We start from the raw sequence: 16,797 nt of genomic DNA, 5'->3' as shown, positions 1-16,797 counted from the left end.
TGAGTTCAGACACTGGAGGCGTCCAATGATGCCAATTTTTATCGAACAGGATAGGGACCCGAATGACGCGCACTGTGATATCCCATCCCCCCTCACAGATCGGCTGAGCTCGGCGGATCCCAATGGCGCCATCCGCGGCGGCTTCGATCCTTGGGGGCTCGGCGGACTGCACGACAGTTTTGCGTTCCCGCCGTCGTCGCCACCGCCTCATGTTGATGTGCCTGGGATGGACCAGGTTGCAGGCCGCTTGAGTGCGGTGCTCGGGGCCGAGCTCGGTCATGGAGGTGAGCCCATTGGCATAAGCCATGAGCCGATCGATCTGCTTGGCGTGTCACTCTTCCCATCTGATTGGCAGGACTTCTTTCATCATCACTGAGGTCGCGTAAAGTGAATAGCGTCAGCAAAAGAGCAAGCGAATTTGGGCAGCTGCTTCGCGAGACCAAAGGTCACTTCGTCACCGCCGCCATCTTCAGCCTGGCGATCAACCTGCTCTATCTGGCCGGCCCGCTTTATATGTTGCAGGTCTATGACCGTGTGATCTCGAGCGCGAGCGAAATCACACTGCTGATGCTGACGATCGCGCTGCTGCTCGGATTTTCCGCGCTCGCGGGGCTTGATGCTGTGCGCGCGCGCGTGCTGACGCGCACCAGCATTGCCCTCGACCGAAAGGTCGCTCCCCGGGTGATGACCGCCATCATCGCCCATGCGACGGCGCTCGGCGGCGCGCGCAGCCAGCTGTTGCGCGATTTCGACACCTTTCGTCAGTTCATCACCGGAACTGGCGTTCACGCCATTTTCGATCTGCCATGGGCGCCGATTTATGTCGCCGTGATCTTTGGCTTGCATCCCTTGCTGGGCGCATTCGCGCTGGCCTGCTCGCTCATTCTGGTCGCAGCCGCCGTTCTCAATGAATGGATCGTCAAGCCGCCGCTTGCCGAGGCCAGTGAGGCCGCCAGCCGTAACTACAGCTTCACCGAGATGAGCCTGCGCAACACCGAGGTGGTGCGCGCGATGGGGATGACCTCTGGTCTGTTGCAACGCTGGAGCAGGGACCGCAGCAGGATGCTCGAGCGCCAGGTCACCGCTAGCGACCGTGCGGCCACGATGCAGAGCCTGATCCGGTTCTTGCGGCTGTCGATGCAATCCTTGATCCTCGGTCTTGGCGCTTATCTGGTGATCGAGCGGCTGACCACCGCCGGCGCGATGTTTGCCGCCAGCATCCTGCTGGGGCGCGCGTTGCAGCCGGTCGAGCAGATCGTTGCATCATGGCGCAGCCTGGTGTCCGCGCGCGGCGCCTATTTGCGGGTGCGCGACTTGTTGTCGGTCAAATCACGGGGGCAGGCTGGACTGACGCTGCCGCGACCGGAGGGGCGCGTTTCGGTTGAAGCCCTGTCCTTCGTCGCCCCAGGCAGTTCACGGCCAGTCCTGCGCGGCGTGTCGTTCCAGATCGAGCCGGGTGAAGTGCTGGGTATCATCGGCCCGTCCGGCGCCGGCAAATCCACGCTGGCGCGCCATATCGTTGGCGTGCTCGCGCCATCGGCAGGGGCGGTTCGTCTCGACGGATCCAATGTGTCGACCTGGATCAGATCGTCACTCGGCCAGCATCTTGGCTATTTGCCGCAGGACATCGAGCTGTTCGCTGACAGCGTCGCCGCCAACATCTGCCGTTTCAAGGACGGAGAGGACAAGGACATCATCCTGGCTGCGCGCATGGCCGAGGTGCACGAGATGATCGTGCGCCTGCCGGAAGGCTATGACACCCAGGTCGGAGAGGGCGGTGCGATCCTGTCTGGAGGTTATCGCCAGCGTATTGGCCTGGCCCGCGCGGTCTACGGCAACCCCAGCCTGGTTGTGCTCGATGAGCCGAGCTCAAATCTTGATGCGGAGGGCGATGCTGCACTCGCCGACTGCATCATGGCGCTGAAGGAGCGCGGAACGACGGTGATCATCATTTCTCATCGGCCCGTCACCATCAGCGTGGTCGATAAGATCCTGATGTTGCGCGAAGGCGTCGCCGAGATGTTCGGACCGCGAAGCGAGATCCTGGCGCGGCTCACACGGCCGGTTCCGGTCCATGCCGTCCAGGGAGCGGCCAGTTAGGACACCTCAGATGACGACGTTGGATGCTGCAAATCGATCCAGGCATTCGTTCCCGAACCGGGCAAGCGGCGCGACCAGGGACGGCATGCCAGACGACTCGATCCGCCGCGTAGCTTTCGCGGGCTGGCTGATCATCGCCATCTTTTTCGGCGGCATCGGCACCTGGGCGGTGACCGCACCGCTCAATGGCGCGGTGGTTGCCAACGCGGTCGTCAAGGTCGACGGCAACCGCAAGAGCGTCCAGCACCTTGACGGCGGCATCATCAAGGAGCTGCACGTCCGGGAGGGCGAGCGGGTGCTCGCCGGTGACCTCTTGATCGTGCTCGACGAGACCCAGGCGCGGGCCGAGTATGATGTGTTGACGCAGCAATATGTCGTGCTTCGCGCGACCGAGGTGCGGCTCCTGACCGAGCTCGATCACCGATCCGAACTCGCCATGCCGAACGATCTGAAGGCGCGGTCTGATGATCAATATTTGAAGAGTGTCTGGAATGGACAGGTCAGCCAGTTCGAGAGCCGTCGCGCAGCGCTTGAAGGACAGCGCAGCGTAATCCGGGAAAAAATCAACCAGCTCGGCTCGCAAATCGTCGGTGGGACGGCGCAGGTCAAATCGTTTACGGATCAGATCGAATCCGTTCGCAGTGAAGCCAAGGACATTGCGCCACTCGTTCAACGCGGCCTGGTCGCGCGGCCGCGAATTCTGCAACTGGAGCGCACCGCATACGGTCTGGAGGGCCAGATCGCTGATACAAGCGCCAATATCGCCAAGGCCCGCCAGGCGATTGCCGAGCAGGAGCAGCAGATGGCCCAGCTCGACAATGACCGGATGACCGAGGTCACCAAGGATTTGCGCGATACGCAAGCCAAACTGCTCGAGGTTATCCCGAAGGCGGTGAGCGCCAAGGCGGTGTTGGGCCGCATGGAGATCCGGGCGCCCTATACCGGGCGGGTTGTGGGACTGAACGTGTTCTCGGTCGGCGGCGTGATCCAGCGCGGCGACAAGATCCTGGACATCGTGCCCGACGAGGATTCCCTCACCATCGAGGCCCAGGTCGCCGTGGACGACATCAGCGACGTGCACCCTGACACGCGCGCCGAGGTCCATCTCACAGCCTATAAGCAGCGTATCGTGCCGATCATTCATGGCGATGTGATTCAGGTCTCGGCAGATCGCTTGACCGATCCGAAAACCAACAGCCCCTATTACACGGCGTTCGTCCGCATCGATCAGGCCGAAATGGCGGCCATGCCCAACATCCGGCTTTATCCCGGCATGCCCGCAACTGTGATGATTCCGACCGTGCAACGCACCGCATTTGAATACATCGTTGGCCCGCTGGTGATGTCGTTCAACCAGTCGTTCCGGCAGAAGTAAGCGTTTCCGTTTAGGTGGGCCTGTCTCCAAGCAAGGCGAGGTCGATTTCCTTTGGTCCAAAATTGCCTGACGTTGCCCGAAGGCACTTCTCGGTTCACAACCAGATCGTGCCTGCTAAGCCCCTTGGATACCACGGCTTCCGGCAAAAAGGGGACACCGACCGGCTTCATGTATCGAGGTTGGTTGAATGCCGCTGCGACTTCGGCGGCAACACGAGGTGGTGAGTGAGTGAAACGCGTTCAAAAGATATCGCTGCGATCCATCACCGGGTGATTACGGTGTTTCACTTTGCCTTGCCAGTCGTTAGATCGACGAATGCAATCCGGTGCGGGCCCGGCAGCTGACGGTCGCATAAAGCTACAGGATGACAGATTGCACAGAATTTTAGGCAAGTCACTTAGCTCGACTTTGGCCGATTTATGCGGCGTAGGCGAGCGCGTTCTCCATCCGGCGCCAGATATGGCGCGGAATTTCTATGCTGTCACGGCGCGGCCGGGACATGAAAGAAATCTGATGAGCCCATATTTGGCGTCGAACGGCGGCGATCGCATCGCTAAAGGTCAGGGTGGCTTTTGGATACCAAGCTGCGGTTCTGGGCTTCAGCTTTCGTGCCTTGGCGAGGTCGTGGGTCCATAGAGTGATGATGGAGTAGAGGCCGAGCAAAATCGGGGTGGAGCGCAGAATGGCTTTGTCCGACCACTGGCGCTGGGTCTCGACACCGAGGTGAGCGCGAACTTCCTCGAAGGTGACTTCGACCTGCCAGCGACTGACGAACCAAGCGAGGATGTCGCGGGGATGAGCGTTGAGATCGGTCGCCAGGAAAGCCTGTGGGTCGAGTTCGCCGGTTGGGTCGCGGACGAGCAGCCAGCGGATCGGCACCGGCGGAACACCGCCGCGATACCACAGCGCAGTGCCGGTTGCGATCTCGACGGTGCGATTGGTTCGGCCGTACCAGAGACTGACCCGATAACGCGTCCAGGACACGTTGCGATCCTTGAGGATGGCAGAGAGTTTTTTGTGGGGCTTGCCTCGAATTGGAGGGCGGCCACGAGCTTTGCGCTTTGGTCGGGGAAATTCGAACAGGTTGGCATCGAGGCGCAGGCGGGTGACGACGCAGACGTGCTTGCGGACTGCGGCAAGGAATTCGATGGCCGCAAAGGCGCTGTCGGCGACCAGTACGATATATCGATCGGGCAACCAGCGGCGGATTTGCCGGGCGGCCTGGCGGGCCCAATCGAGCAGCGTCTTGGGCGAGCGCGATTTGCCGTCATAGAAGCGTTTGGAGGGGGCGAGCAGCGTGAGGAAAGGCAGCGCCATGACGCGATCGGCCCACGGCACGCGCACCAGCAACATGGCAGAAAGCCAGCGCAGGCCGCTGGCTTTGACGAAGTGCCCCTTGGAGGAGCGCACCGGATCGCGATAGATGCCGCGGGCGCTGATCTTGGGCCCCCAGCGCCGCTCAATGGTGTCATCGAGCCCGATCACCACCGCCTCGCCGGCCGGCACGAAGACCTTGATCAGCAGGAGCAGCAGGTGGCCTGCCGCGGCCCGCGACGACCACGCCACTCGGTTGAGGACGCGATGGAAAGTACAGAAATCGCGATCGCGCTCCCGCCCTAAGATGCGCAGCGCCGCCGTGACAGTGCGCCGGCCGGGCGCCAGGATAACGCCGGCGAGCAGCGTCAGAACATTCAGCCAAGTGGGGCGTGTGAACAGATCGGTGAAGACGGCAAGCCGGGCCACAAAACGCGGCGGCAGCGGATCGCAAGAGCGGGGGAGAAGGCGGGCATGTTGCATCCCATCGGTAGAATCGGCACGATGAATCGCAGCAACCTCGTCCAGCTGCGACAAATTGAGTCGGCAAACCGATTCATCCTGGCCCGCGCGGCACCCATCGAGCACATTGAGCGCTATGGCAAAATCCGACCCAACGCTTGCCCAGATTGCTGCTCAGTTCACGCATCACGACATAGAAAAGAGCAGTGGCGGTTATTTAATTATCAACCGTCGGACATCAAATCCGGTCGCACGGCTGCGCCCCATTCCAGATACCGATCGCTTCGAGCTCTTCTACTGGTCGAACGTGAAGGGGCGCTGGACAACCTTTGGCAATATGGGGCGCATGAAACTCATGCTCACGAGCGCTCATGAAATCGTCGAGAACGATCCGATGTTCAGGGTTCCGCGTACAAGATGAACAAGTGTAAAATTGGCCAAAGTCAAGCTTAGGATGTTCGCCATTCGGCGAGGACGTGTGTTCAGGTATGTTCCACTTGACGCCGGCGCAGTGGTGCAGCGAAACGGTGGTTGTTGATCTCGCGGAGGAGCAACATCCGCTTGGTTTGTGCGCCATTGAGCAGGCTTTCGAACAGGACCAAGATCTCGCGCGCCTGGACGTAGACTTCTGTGGTGATGGCGTGCGCATCGAAGCCATAGGACGCAAGGCGCGCGTCGATTTCGCCTGCAGCCATTGGATCAATCCGCCAGCTCAGGGCATTTTGCAGCGTGTAGTACTCAGCCTGATCTTCGAACTCGGGAGCGATCCCGACCATGTCGATGCGCCGTAGCAATGCCTCAATCGCCTTTTGGCGATAGGTCTCGAGCAGCTTGTGGCGCAACGCGCGGTAGCGTTGGATCTCCCACGACAGTTCGGCGACGTCGATAGCGAGCAGCCACTCGATGGCGGATCGCGGCGCAAGGTCCGCGAAGATCGCCTGCCGCAGCGCCTGGTAGTGGTCCAGGTGTTCGCCCGGCAGCAGCAAGGGTGGCGGTGACAGCACTTCAAACTCGACCGGCAGCACGGCGGCGGTGAGCTGCTGCTCCGTTTGGAAGGGACCGTTCATTGGGGAGAGGCCTCCGAGCCAAGGTTTGCGGAGAGAGCCGCGGACCTGAAGGTGGCGCTAGCCGGATCGTGGACGGGACTCGCCGCCCACAACTCCTGCGCCACCGGCAACGGCGCGATCTGCAGGTTCGCCCACCAGGCCCGTTCGTTGCCGTGTCGGTGCAGCTCCTGGTGATGGGCGCGGCACAAGGGGACGGTGAATTCGTCGCTGACCTTGCAGCCGAGCGCCCGGGGTTGGGCGAATTTCAGATGATGGGCGTCGCACGGGGTCTGCTGGCAGATGAGGCAGGGCTGCTCCCGGACAAACAGCAGGTGCGCCTTGCTGCGCTTGCGGGGCGGCTCCTTGGGATAAGCGAGCCCGTCTCCTTCGGCCACCGGCAATGACGGCTGCAACGCGGCCTCGACGTCCGCAGCGGCCGTCAGGGGCGACGCTGCGCACAGGCCTCGCTCTCGTTCCGAGGCTGCCGCTTGGTCGGCCAGGCCGGCTGCGGGACGCGCGACGTCCTCAAGCCTGCTTTGATAGGCCGCCTCGACGATCCGGGCATCCGCCTCCTGCAAGGTGTTCTTCAGCGGCAGGCTGGCCTTGGCCCAGGCGAGCAGGTCGTTGCTGCCGTGCAGGTCTGCGAGCTGGCTCAGCAGCTGCTCCCGGAGTTCGGTGGACTGCGGCAGCCCCAGCACCGGCGCACGGTTGAGAACGCCCTTGGCGGGCCTGGCTCGTGCGCTGGGAGCTGCTTGCGGCCCTGCGGCCGGCAGGCCGGCCGCCGCGTCGGGCGCGTCCAGATCATCTTCGCCGGCGATCCCGACCAAAGCGAACAGGGCATAGCGCCGGGCGTAGGTCAGCGCCGCGCCCATGCGATGCGGCGCCTCGACGTCCTTGGTGGCGCAGACCGGCCAGTCCGAGGAGATCCACTCGCCGGAGGAATGGGCGAGCAGGGTGGTAAGGTGGATGTGGCCGGTGCTTTCCTCGACCCGGGTGGTCTGGATGGTGGCGATCTCCTGCTGGCTGAGGGTCTTGCGCACGATGTCGAGGCCGCTCGCCAGCGAGGCGTAGCGAAAGGTCCGGTCGTCATCGCGCAGGAACGGCGAGCGGATCTGAGCAGTCAGGGTCTTTTCCGGGTTGGTCAGGTCGGCCTGGGCGCGGGCCAGCGCCGCCGCGATCGCCCCGATATGCTCACTGGCCTGATGCATGGACGCTCTCCATCTCAACCGGATCAAAGCTGATCGCGCCGGCCTTGGAGCGCTTGGCGCGAATGCCGTGGCCAAACGCTTCCTTGGCGTCCTCGGGCAGCAGCTTCTTGAGCTCCGCTTTGGCCAGCTCGTGCTCGACATGGGCGTTCCGGGTGCGCAGGTAGGTCGCCGCGCATTCGGCCCACAGATTGGACGAGGTCATGTCGACCACCTTGATGGCGGCGAGCCGCGGGCGCGGGGGCTCGATGGCGAACAGGAGCGGCGGCTCACCGCTCTGTACGCAGCGCCAGAACTTCTTTTCCGCGGTCAGCAGCAGGTGTTGGTAGAGCGGGTCGGCATGGACGGTGATCTCAACCCATTTGCCGCCGCCGGTGACGATCGAGAGTACGGCCGAGCGCGCCGCGACCACCCACATGTTGTGCTGCAGCTGCGCCATATGCTTCTCGGCTGCCGCCTCTTCGGCGAAGGCCCAGGGCAGCATGAACTTGGCCTCGAACACCGCGCCGGTCTTTGCGATCATGCCGTCCAGGGTTGCCGCCATCCAGGCGTGCACGGGATGCCGAACGCGCTTCTGGACGTCAGTGATCGCCTGCCCCGTAGCGCCCTGGTACCAGCTGCGGTTGAGCGCTTCGGTGACGATGCCGAGTTGAACGATCAGGTTGCGAGAAAAATCTTGCGGCGCGATCTCGCCGCGCTTTTCCCGCCACAGACGAATGAGCTCGTCCTGATCGTCGCCCATGATGATGCGCGCGTCCGAGCCGCCGATAAAGGCGCGTCGGTCGTAGCGGTTGAAGCTGATGACGGAACGGGGCGCCTCGGCGCCGTTGGTCGAAATCGTATCCACCGGTATCTCCTCGGTTTCGCACACGCGGCCTGCCGCCGCACCGCCAAAAGCCCCGCACTCGCGGGGTGAGATACCGGGGCCATCGGTTGCGCCCGGGTCTATTCAGTAACGCTCCTTTTGCGCGGGAATGCCAGTCCTTTTGCAGCAAGTTTGTTGCTCTTTTTGGTCAGAAAAGCCTTGAATTTACAAGGCGTTGGAGTGATCTTTTCGAGTCTCGCGACGAGCGATAGCCAAGGACTTCAGGCATGGCGTCAATTCGACAAATCGAAGCCAATCGCAGTAACGCCGCACGCAGCACCGGCCCGAAAACGGCGGGTGGAAAAGCCCGGTCGAGCCGCAACGCCTTACGCCACGGACTCGCTAGTCGCTGCAAACGGTATGACCCGGAGCTAGCCAATCTAATGTTGGTTGTTCGCTCCGGCCTTGAATATGAGGTCGGATCGGACGCGGCGGCTGCCGTCGCACAGGCCAAGCGCGAGCTGTGGTGCGTACGAATGGTCCGCCAAGCGATGTTGACTGATTTATCAAATTTGCTGGTCGTAGAAAACGTGAGGCCGCTTCAGGGATTAGAGCGCTACGAGCGCAGCGCGCTGGCGATGCAGAAGCGCGCGCTTCGGTCTGCAAGGTCAGAGGCAGGCTAGATTTGCGAAACGCAATTGGCTTCGTTCTGGAGAAGATCGCGGACGGGGTGCTATCAGGGCTGGCTATGGAAACCCGTAGTCATACTCCCCTCGGCCGACCGAAATGATGTTAAGTCCGACCTCACATAGGATAGAAATTTACGAAAGGTGGCCGTCACGAGGACGCCTTTGCCGCTACGCTTGCCAGCGTGAACCGGCGTCCCTTGTTCGCATACCCACGACTCGCAGTAGCTCGCCGCCTTCGTGCATAGCAGTCGACTTCAATAGCGGTATGAGTTACAAGCGACGCGCTCACTCTTCGTCTGATTGGGCCTGCTGACTTCCTCCTTGAGGGATGAATTGGGACAGCAACGGAAATCCCGGCCACAAAGCGAAAGCCGAACACAAAGGCCGAGCATATCGCAAGTATTCCAAATAAGCCGCAATGGACCTTATCTAATCAAAAGCTAGCGTCCATTGCCGCTTCATTGGTCGCTCCACGCGCTTTTGGGCGGTTGATAGCCGTTTGCGGCGGTTGGCGCCGTGCGGCGTCATTGCTCCACCAGCTATTTGGCACTCGACTTGGAGGGCTCTGCTGGATGGAAAGCCTCTGTTGCCCTGTCGTCTGGCGCTGTGTGTTACCAACGATGAGTTGGTTTTTTGGGCGTAGGATGGCGCAACCAAGCCAATTGCCGTCGCAGCCATGATGATTGCTTTGCGCATCAATTTGGCCTTCCCGGTTAGATGGGGTGCCTTAACGATAGCTCCATTGGGCATCACGCTCTAGGTGAATTCCGGGGCGGAACGTGAAACTCTAGGCTGGCGAAGAACCGCACGGAGGGAAGGACCGTGGATAACGACAAACTCAATGATCGCCTCACGCATCTAGAGGGACAGGTATCCCGATTGCTCGTCGCCCTTTGCTGCGCGCTTAGCGTCATCCTCGTGTTTATCTTCTATGAGAGGCGGCCCTACTTTTTCGATCAGGATTTGGGTGACGCCTTTGTAAGGATGATCGGCACCATCGCGTCATCTTTCGTTGTGGGCTGGCCAATCGTGAGATGGGTCGTCGGCAAGAAGTCAGAATAAACCGCTTCAGATTTTCGAGTGGCGGCGATTCGGGATGACCTCGAGCAGCTTGGCTTGCGTGCCAAGGGTGGCATAGCCCCCGAGGGCAGCGGCTACCGTCTCCAAGTGAGACTTTTTTGAAAGGCCCGCGCCATGAATGATCTGCACGATGCTTATAGGCGGTCTCCTGGTGCATGGACGCTCTCCATCTCAACCGGATCAAAGCTGATCGCGCTGGCTTTGGAGCGCTTGGCGCGAATGCCGTGGCCAAAGGCCTCCTTGGCGTCCTCGGGCATCAGCTTCTTGAGCTCCGCCTTCGCCTGCTCATGGTCGCCATAGGCTTCCCGGGTGCGGAGATAGGTTGCCGCGCACTCGGCCCACAGATTGGACGCGGTCATGTCGACGACCTTGACGGCGGTGAGGCGCGGACGCGGCGGCTCGATGCCGAACAGGAGCGGCGGCTCGCCGCTCTGCACGCAGCGCCAGAACTTCTTTTCCGCGGTCAGCAACAGGTGCTGGTACAGTGGATCGGCATGCACGGTGATCTCCACCCATTTGCCGCCGCCGGTGATCACCGAGAGCACCGCCGAGCGGGCGGCGATCACCCACATGTTGTGCTGCAGTTGCGCCATGTGTTTCTCGGCGGCGGCCTCCTCGGTGAAGCCCCAGGGCAGCATGAACTTGGCTTCGAACACCGCGCCGGTCTCTGCGACGACGCCGTCGAGGGTGGCGGCCATCCAGCCGTGCACCGGATGCCGAACGCGCTTCTGGATATCTTTGATCGCTTGACCCGTGGCGCCCTGATACCAGCCGCGGTTGAGCTCTTCGGTGGTGATGCCGAGCTGAACGATCAGGTTGCGCGAAAAATCTTGCGGCGCAATCTCGCCGCGCTTTTCGCGCCAGAGGCGAATGAGATCGTCCTGGTCATCGCCCATGATGATGCGCGCATCCGAGCCGCCGATAAAGGCGCGGCGATCGTTGGGGTTGAATTTGACGATGGGATGGGGCGCCTCGGCGCCATTGGCAGCAATCGTGGTCACCGGTATCTCCTTTGAGTTTGGCACTTGCGGCCTGCCGCCGCACCGCCAAAACCCCCGCTCCTGCGGGGTGAGATACCGGGGCTATTGGTCCACGCCCGGCCATATCAGTAACGCTCCTTTTGCGCGGAAATGCCAGTCCTTTCTGCAGCAAGATCGTTGTTCTTTTGGCCTAAAAAACCTTGATGTTTCAGGCGCTTGGAGGGAGTTTTATGAGCACTGGGATGCGCGCCAGCCGAGGACGGCGGACATGGCGTCACACCGACAAATCGAAGCCAATCGCCGTAACGCCACGCGCAGCACGGGCCCACGAACGACCAGCGGAAAGACCAACTCCAGCCATAACGCGCTGCGCCACGGGCTCGCGCGCTGCATCGACGGCGAGGATCGCGAACTGAGCGAGCTTGCGGGCGCGCTCGCCGCGGCGTTGGGGCCGAAGATGACTTTGGAGCTGAGCTTGGATGTTGCGCGATCGAAACGTGACCTGTCACGCGTCCGCACCGTCCGCCATGCGATGTTGGCCGATCTTCTGGATGCACCGATATCGGGGTGTTTGAAGCGGCTGAAAGGCCTCGATCGCTATGAGCGTGCCGCCCTCGCGCGACAAAAGCGCGCGCTGCGATCCCTCCGGGGAGGGGCGGGTTGAAGCAGCACGGAACCAAGTTGGCTTCGTTCTGCAGAAGCGTGAGCCCCGAAGACCTCTAGGTCCTTGATGCGTCGGCGCTGCGGATCGAGCCTCGTGGCAGACTGCATGCAGCCAGAGATTGCGGAATGCGGGGTGCGTCAAAGCCAAGGGCCTGCCGCTCCGTTGGACCCCTGGTCTCATCGAACTGGTCAGCCGATCTGCTCGCACGTCCCTGTTCTGATCGAACCTCGATGATTGCGCTCAAGAGCCGAACCGCTGGAGTTGCGGCTGATGTGAACGACACCGAAGCGCATCAGTCTAGGTGTGCCCGCGATGCAGCGACAAGTGTTGGCTCAGTACGTGTATGAGCCGTCGATGTTACGCTCCACCTTCACAGAAATCACTCCAAGAACACAATCGTCAAACATTGCGTGGGTGCTTACCCATTTCAGGAATTGGGAGGTGCTGTCAAGCTGGTCGTCATGCTTGCCTTGCGGGAAGGCGAGCAATTCCAAAAGATAGCCATCAAGCCATGGCGCGTCGGCCGGCAGGTGCACCTGCCCGGCTTCGATCTTGAAGGATTGCGCGGCCATGCGGTCCGCCTTGCTGCCCTCAGGTTTGACTCCGATCGGGCGCGGCATTCGATCTGGCGCATTGCGCTGCAGATCTTGCAACATCATCATCCCCGAACCTGCATTCTCGATCAAGATGGTCGCAGCATTGTATCGCGCAGCCAGCCCGATCACGGTCCGCCTGAGGTCGGGATATTGCTGGCGGCCCCGGTAAACGTCGAGCAGATAGTAATCCTTGTTGATGATGCGCCACGTGGTGCAGACCGAATAATCATTGAACTCGCCGGTCATCATCGCGGTGTCCCAGCTTTGCACGACGATGTCGCGCGGGCCGGGGCTGGGCAATTGACCGTAGCGGCGAAACCACTCTCGTTTGATCAGGTTGCCTTCGAGGGGAATCGGCTGTTGCTGGTATTGCGCCGAAAATTGCAGGCTGCCGGTTTCGGCTTTGATCTGCTCCAGAACAGTTTTGTCTTCACGCGCTGCGTGCAGCACCTCGCTGGCGCGGCGCGCGTGGTGCTTGCCCCGACCGATCGGGATTTGGCTGTCTTCGGTTGCGATCGCCGGGAGCTTGAGATGGAGCCAGCCGCCGGCCTGGAGCAGGTGGCCGGCGAGGTCATCCTCGTGCAGGCGCTGCATCACGACAACGATGGCGCCCTTCTCTTTGTCGTTGAGTCGGGACACCAGGGTGCCACCGTACCAATCGATGACGCGCTTGCGCGCGAGCTCCGACATCGCCTCCTCAGCCTTGAGCGGATCATCGATGATGATGAGGTCGGCGCCCCGACCGGTTAAGGTGCCGCCGACCGACGTGGCATAGCGACCGCCTCCGGCGGTGGTCACCAGCTCGCTTCCGGTGTCCCGCGCGGTGCGCATCGCTGGAAACAGACTGCGGTACCAGGCGGACTCGATCACCATGCGGAATTGCCGGTGCAGCTCAGCTGCCAGCTCGTTGGAATAGCTGACCACAATGATCCGTCGGCTGGGGTCGCGACCGAGCAACCAGGCCACATAGGCGACCGATACCGAGAGGGATTTCAGCGATCGCGGCGGCTGATTGATCAAAAGTCGGTGGCAATCGCCGGATTCGATCCGCAGCAGCTGAAAGGCAATGGCCTCAATGTGCCAGTTCGGAAGATAGGTGGCGCCAGGAAAGACGGTGCAAAACGCTTTATGGATGAAGTAGCGCAAATCCTGCCTAAGCAGCGCCGAGAGTACAGGGGTCATGTGTCGTCCGTGTCCGTGTCCTTGTTCTTATCCCGCGGCGAAGCGTCGGCCTCGGCAAGAATTTCCTGCCGATGCCTCTCGAGGATCGCCTCGTCGTCGGCGGATAGCGGTTTGGATGCGGTTTCTGCAGTCTTGGCGTAGAAGGCCTCCGCAAGCGACAGGTATTTGTCGATCGCGCGGTCGCCGCCCTTCAGCGCCTTTTCTCTGAGGCGGAGCAACGTGGCCAATTGCGTACTGACCTTTCGCGATTTGCCGCCCTCTGTCAGGCTGACCGGCGCTTGCAGCGTGTGTCTGAGGTCAGTCGCGAAATTCAAACTGCCTGGCCGACGTCCCTTGGGATTGCCGGACTGTCCCGGCTTGAACCGGCTGTGGACCGGGGGGCTGCCATAACCGACAGGCTTGTCGTTTTTCTTAGCCATGCGTGCTCTCCCATGTTGCGCAATTGCGTTGCTCGAACGTCTCACCGGTGACGTCATGAACCGCGACCTTGCCGGTCATATGCTGCCAGCGACGGATCGTGACATCCACGTAGCGGGGTTCGATTTCGATCAGCCGCGCCCGGCGCCGGGTCCGCTCCGCCGCGATGAGAGTCGTTCCGGCGCCGCCGAACGGATCGAGAATCAGGTCGTGCTCATTTGAGCAATCGCGGATCGCGTCCGCGACAAGCGCAACCGGCTTAGGAGTCGGATGAACGCGCAGTTTTGACTTCGCAGAGTTTGCCCAGGTATTTTGGCTCGGATAGTCCCAGACGTTCGAGCGGTTTCTGCCGTGCTTGCCGAGTTGAACATTGTTGACGTGGGCCGCCTGACCGTTCTTAAAGACAAACACCAGCTCATGCTTTGAGCGGTAAAGCGACCCCATCCCAGCGTTGGCTTTGTTCCAAACGCAGAGGTTGATCATCTCGGGATAGATCGGGCCGGCGGCGGCGAGCAGGTAGCCCATGCCGCGCCAGTCCATGCAGAGAAAGTGCAGCGATCCCTCGGTGGTGAAGGCGGCCAGATGCGCCAGCGCTTTGGCCAAGAACGCCTCGAATTCGGCCGCCGACAACTCGCCGGAGGCCATGGCAAACTCGGCGTGCCTGATTCTCCCGCGACCCGACACGTGGCCATCGATCGGGACGTTGTAGGGTGGATCAGCAAATACCATTTGCGCCAGCTCACCCGGCATGAGGTGTTGGTAGCCCTCAGCATTCGTTGCATCGGCGCAGACGATCCGGTGCTCACCGAGCGTCCAGAGATCGCCCGGTTGGGCGACCGGCGGTCCAGCCTCGGGTGGCGGCAGTTCATCCTCCTCGACCTCGGGAGCCGCCAGTAGCGAGTCGATTTGTCCCATGGCAAAACCGGTGATCTGCAAGTCGTGCTCTGGATCGAGCTCGCTCAGTTCCAACAGCTCCAGCCGCAACGCCTGCTCGTCCCAGCCAGCATCCTCGGTCAGGCGGTTGAGCGCCAGTCTGAGGCTACGAACCTGTGCGTCGGTGAGATCGTGGATGTGGATGACCGGGACCTCGCGCAGATCAAGTTCATCGGCCGCCCGGACGAGCGCTGCCCCGGCCACGACGCGGCGGTCACGATCGGCGATGACCGGGAGGACGAAGCCGAATTCCTGCAGGCTGGCCGCGAGTTTTTTGATCTGGCTCTTGGGGTGTCGCCGGGTTTCACGTCCGAGTTGCTTGAGCTCAGCAATCGGCACGAGCATGGGCGTGAGGTCATGGCGAAGCGGACATCTATTGCCCAGCTGATTGAGCATCGGCGGTCTCCTCTTAACTGCGCTGAGCCAATTGAGAGGCAAGACTCGTATCCTGGCAATCAGGAAGACGTCTCCCCGGCCTGCCGACCGCGCTGTCTCCTGAATTTGATGGCTTCCGCCATGAACTGGCTGACTGCTGTCTCGGTGATTGAGCAGTCACACATCGTGAGGAAGCGGAAAACGAACCGCGCGGCGGCGGTATGCAGCCGACCGTCATACTCGCCCTTCGCGCGTGGCGTGTGGGTGAATTCTCCGCCGTAGCGTTCGAACCAATCGCCGAGCCAAATCACGACCTCTTTGATTATGGTTTTCGGTCGGGGGCCGCCGATCTTCTTGCTGCGCTTGAGTGCACAGATCGCGGCGTCGAGCACGACACCGGCGATAGCCGCCAAATCGCGCATACCGCGGACATTTTCCAGCCACAGCGCATCCAAGATCTTCTCGCTCGCCGCAGCGTCCAGATATTTCAAGTGCCGGGCTAACCGATCGGCCGATGCTGCAGCGTCGTCCAGCTTGCTAGGCCGTGGACTAGTCTTGGCGTGGTATCTTGACAGAGCGGCAAAGTCATACAGCCGCTTGGGAAATGCGCTGAAGACGTCTGCCGGGCCCAACGGTTCGATGCAGACTATGTTGGTCAATTCATGCGGGAGCGGCCCGATGGACGCGAGCCGCTGCAGGAAATCACGGACCAGATCGCAAGTTTTGGTCACCTCCTTGTGGATTTGCTGACGCGACGGTTGCTGATCGGCGTGCAAGCAGTCCTTGAGGACGTGAAGTCGAAAGTAGTTCAGGTCAGGGCGCGCTTCATCGTCCGGGTCTTTCAGTTCGGCAGTCTCGATCAGATCGTTGTATTGAACGTCGCTGAGTAAACAACCCTGGCGACCGCGGTCTTTCAAGCCGGCCACAGAACGGAAAATCAAGTCGAGGGGACGATCATCCTCTTGTCCGTAGCCATCCAGTCGGACCATGCTGGTCAGTCGGCATGCTGGTTTTACGCGTCTCGGCATCGATGGTCTCCGAGTCAAGCATTGCGCGAACATCTCAGCTTGAAGCGCTTTACAGGAAATGAATCTGATGTCGCCGCGCCGAGCGCGGTTGTGGATAACTTAGGCGCAGTTCCGCCAGCGCGCATCTCGAATGACCTTTGCCGTGCGGCGGCTCTCGGCTGCAAAACGGCCAACAAGAACGTGGAGGCCAAAGTGTGCGGCTGCCTGGAGGCCGTTGCGATGAGAAGCTCTGGTCGTACCCGTAAGACCACGGGGCACATCACGGACGGCGAGGAACCGGTGACACTTAGCTTGCAGGTGGCAATCGCACGTCGTCTGAAGCGAGCCAATGCCCAGCTCGAAGCCCTCATCGAGTAGGAGCGTCCCTGCGGCTAGATCGCCCAGCAACTGCAGGGACGATCAATCTACGAACTAGGGCATTGGGTTCGAAGATCCCATAACGGGTGAGCATCGGAAGCTTTTAGCGCAAGCGGACGTCCAGCGTCAGTCGTATGCCGGCGAAGCGCCGACAAGCAGAGGTCAGGCGGCGTTTGAGCTTCGCCGTGC

16 protein-coding genes are annotated in these 16,797 nt (G+C 61.4%); 7 read left to right on the top strand and 9 right to left on the bottom strand.

Annotated features, from left to right (window positions below; all coding sequences use genetic code 11):
• The first annotated feature begins 25 nt into the window (after positions 1–25).
• The 3 genes from NLN62_RS02060 to NLN62_RS02050 are packed head-to-tail and all read left to right on the top strand — an operon-like array spanning position 26 to position 3,475.
• Positions 26–376: a hypothetical protein gene (locus NLN62_RS02060; protein ID WP_254107170.1), complete on the top strand. Its 351-nt coding sequence runs from the start codon at positions 26–28 to the stop codon at positions 374–376.
• 11 nt (positions 377–387) lie between these two features.
• The gene (locus NLN62_RS02055; protein ID WP_254107169.1) at positions 388–2,100 is read left to right on the top strand and encodes a type I secretion system permease/ATPase; all 1,713 of its coding nucleotides are present in this window, start codon (positions 388–390) and stop codon (positions 2,098–2,100) included.
• Positions 2,101–2,110: 10 nt separating this feature from the next.
• Positions 2,111–3,475, top strand: a complete 1,365-nt coding sequence (locus tag NLN62_RS02050) for an HlyD family type I secretion periplasmic adaptor subunit (RefSeq protein WP_254107168.1) — start codon at positions 2,111–2,113, stop codon at positions 3,473–3,475.
• Between the two features lie 417 nt (positions 3,476–3,892).
• Here NLN62_RS02050 and NLN62_RS02045 read toward each other — a convergent pair whose 3' ends face one another.
• Positions 3,893–5,218: a transposase gene (locus NLN62_RS02045; protein ID WP_254107167.1), complete on the bottom strand. Its 1,326-nt coding sequence runs from the start codon at positions 5,216–5,218 to the stop codon at positions 3,893–3,895.
• A 169-nt stretch (positions 5,219–5,387) separates the two neighbouring features.
• On the opposite strand from NLN62_RS02045, the gene NLN62_RS02040 reads away from it, so the two are divergent.
• Positions 5,388–5,672 carry a hypothetical protein gene (locus tag NLN62_RS02040; RefSeq protein WP_254107166.1) on the top strand — a complete coding sequence of 95 codons (285 nt, stop codon included), beginning with the start codon at positions 5,388–5,390 and terminating at the stop codon, positions 5,670–5,672.
• Between the two features lie 61 nt (positions 5,673–5,733).
• Here the strand turns inward: NLN62_RS02040 and NLN62_RS02035 are convergent, their stop codons facing one another.
• Genes NLN62_RS02035 through NLN62_RS02025 form a run of 3 tightly spaced genes read right to left on the bottom strand, consistent with a single transcriptional unit; the run spans position 5,734 to position 8,340 of the window.
• On the bottom strand, positions 5,734–6,318 hold the full coding sequence (locus NLN62_RS02035) for a hypothetical protein (protein ID WP_254107165.1): 585 nt from the start codon (positions 6,316–6,318) through the stop codon (positions 5,734–5,736).
• Positions 6,315–7,505, bottom strand: coding sequence for an ERF family protein (locus tag NLN62_RS02030; protein ID WP_254107164.1), 1,191 nt, complete (start codon positions 7,503–7,505; stop codon positions 6,315–6,317). The genes NLN62_RS02035 and NLN62_RS02030 overlap by 4 nt, the downstream gene beginning before the upstream one ends.
• Positions 7,489–8,340 carry a YqaJ viral recombinase family protein gene (locus NLN62_RS02025; RefSeq protein ID WP_371933093.1) on the bottom strand — a complete coding sequence of 284 codons (852 nt, stop codon included), beginning with the start codon at positions 8,338–8,340 and terminating at the stop codon, positions 7,489–7,491. The genes NLN62_RS02030 and NLN62_RS02025 overlap by 17 nt, the downstream gene beginning before the upstream one ends.
• A 1,478-nt stretch (positions 8,341–9,818) precedes the next feature.
• Between NLN62_RS02025 and NLN62_RS02020 the strand changes: the two genes are divergently transcribed.
• A complete protein-coding gene (locus tag NLN62_RS02020) occupies positions 9,819–10,058 on the top strand; it encodes a hypothetical protein (protein WP_254107162.1) in 240 nt (79 codons plus the stop codon).
• Positions 10,059–10,210: 152 nt separating this feature from the next.
• Here NLN62_RS02020 and NLN62_RS02015 read toward each other — a convergent pair whose 3' ends face one another.
• Positions 10,211–11,077, bottom strand: a complete 867-nt coding sequence (locus tag NLN62_RS02015) for a YqaJ viral recombinase family protein (RefSeq protein WP_254107161.1) — start codon at positions 11,075–11,077, stop codon at positions 10,211–10,213.
• Between NLN62_RS02015 and NLN62_RS02010 the strand changes: the two genes are divergently transcribed.
• A complete protein-coding gene (locus NLN62_RS02010) occupies positions 11,070–11,720 on the top strand; it encodes a hypothetical protein (RefSeq protein WP_254107160.1) in 651 nt (216 codons plus the stop codon). The genes NLN62_RS02015 and NLN62_RS02010 overlap by 8 nt on opposite strands.
• Before the next feature lie 332 nt (positions 11,721–12,052).
• On the opposite strand, the gene terL is transcribed toward NLN62_RS02010, so the two are convergent.
• Genes terL through NLN62_RS01990 form a run of 4 tightly spaced genes read right to left on the bottom strand, consistent with a single transcriptional unit; the run spans position 12,053 to position 16,251 of the window.
• Positions 12,053–13,462, bottom strand: a complete 1,410-nt coding sequence (gene terL / locus NLN62_RS02005) for a phage terminase large subunit (RefSeq protein ID WP_254107159.1) — start codon at positions 13,460–13,462, stop codon at positions 12,053–12,055.
• Positions 13,463–13,494: 32 nt separating this feature from the next.
• Positions 13,495–13,917 (bottom strand): DUF5681 domain-containing protein, encoded by a 423-nt coding sequence (locus NLN62_RS02000; protein ID WP_254107158.1) that lies wholly within the window; start codon positions 13,915–13,917, stop codon positions 13,495–13,497.
• A complete protein-coding gene (locus NLN62_RS01995) occupies positions 13,910–15,244 on the bottom strand; it encodes a DNA methyltransferase (RefSeq protein WP_254107157.1) in 1,335 nt (444 codons plus the stop codon). Before NLN62_RS01995 ends, NLN62_RS02000 begins: the two co-directional genes overlap by 8 nt.
• 59 nt (positions 15,245–15,303) lie before the next feature.
• Positions 15,304–16,251: a hypothetical protein gene (locus NLN62_RS01990; protein ID WP_254107156.1), complete on the bottom strand. Its 948-nt coding sequence runs from the start codon at positions 16,249–16,251 to the stop codon at positions 15,304–15,306.
• 21 nt (positions 16,252–16,272) lie between these two features.
• Between NLN62_RS01990 and NLN62_RS01985 the strand changes: the two genes are divergently transcribed.
• Positions 16,273–16,608 (top strand): hypothetical protein, encoded by a 336-nt coding sequence (locus tag NLN62_RS01985; RefSeq protein WP_254107155.1) that lies wholly within the window; start codon positions 16,273–16,275, stop codon positions 16,606–16,608.
• The last annotated feature ends 189 nt before the right edge of the window (positions 16,609–16,797 follow it).

The organism is Bradyrhizobium sp. CCGUVB23 (assembly GCF_024199885.1).
GTDB lineage: Bacteria > Pseudomonadota > Alphaproteobacteria > Rhizobiales > Xanthobacteraceae > Bradyrhizobium.
Note: the sequence above shows the minus strand (reverse complement) of the source record. Positions and strands in the feature narration are given on the sequence as shown.

Coding starts and splice junctions, on each gene's coding strand:
- NLN62_RS02060 (WP_254107170.1), top strand. CDS start 26: ATGATGCCAATTTTTATCGAACAGGATAGGGACCCGAATGACGCGCAC.
- NLN62_RS02050 (WP_254107168.1), top strand. CDS start 2,111: ATGACGACGTTGGATGCTGCAAATCGATCCAGGCATTCGTTCCCGAAC.
- NLN62_RS02040 (WP_254107166.1), top strand. CDS start 5,388: ATGGCAAAATCCGACCCAACGCTTGCCCAGATTGCTGCTCAGTTCACG.
- NLN62_RS02035 (WP_254107165.1), bottom strand. CDS start 6,318: ATGAACGGTCCCTTCCAAACGGAGCAGCAGCTCACCGCCGCCGTGCTG.
- NLN62_RS02030 (WP_254107164.1), bottom strand. CDS start 7,505: ATGCATCAGGCCAGTGAGCATATCGGGGCGATCGCGGCGGCGCTGGCC.
- NLN62_RS02000 (WP_254107158.1), bottom strand. CDS start 13,917: ATGGCTAAGAAAAACGACAAGCCTGTCGGTTATGGCAGCCCCCCGGTC.
- NLN62_RS01995 (WP_254107157.1), bottom strand. CDS start 15,244: ATGCTCAATCAGCTGGGCAATAGATGTCCGCTTCGCCATGACCTCACG.
- NLN62_RS01990 (WP_254107156.1), bottom strand. CDS start 16,251: ATGCCGAGACGCGTAAAACCAGCATGCCGACTGACCAGCATGGTCCGA.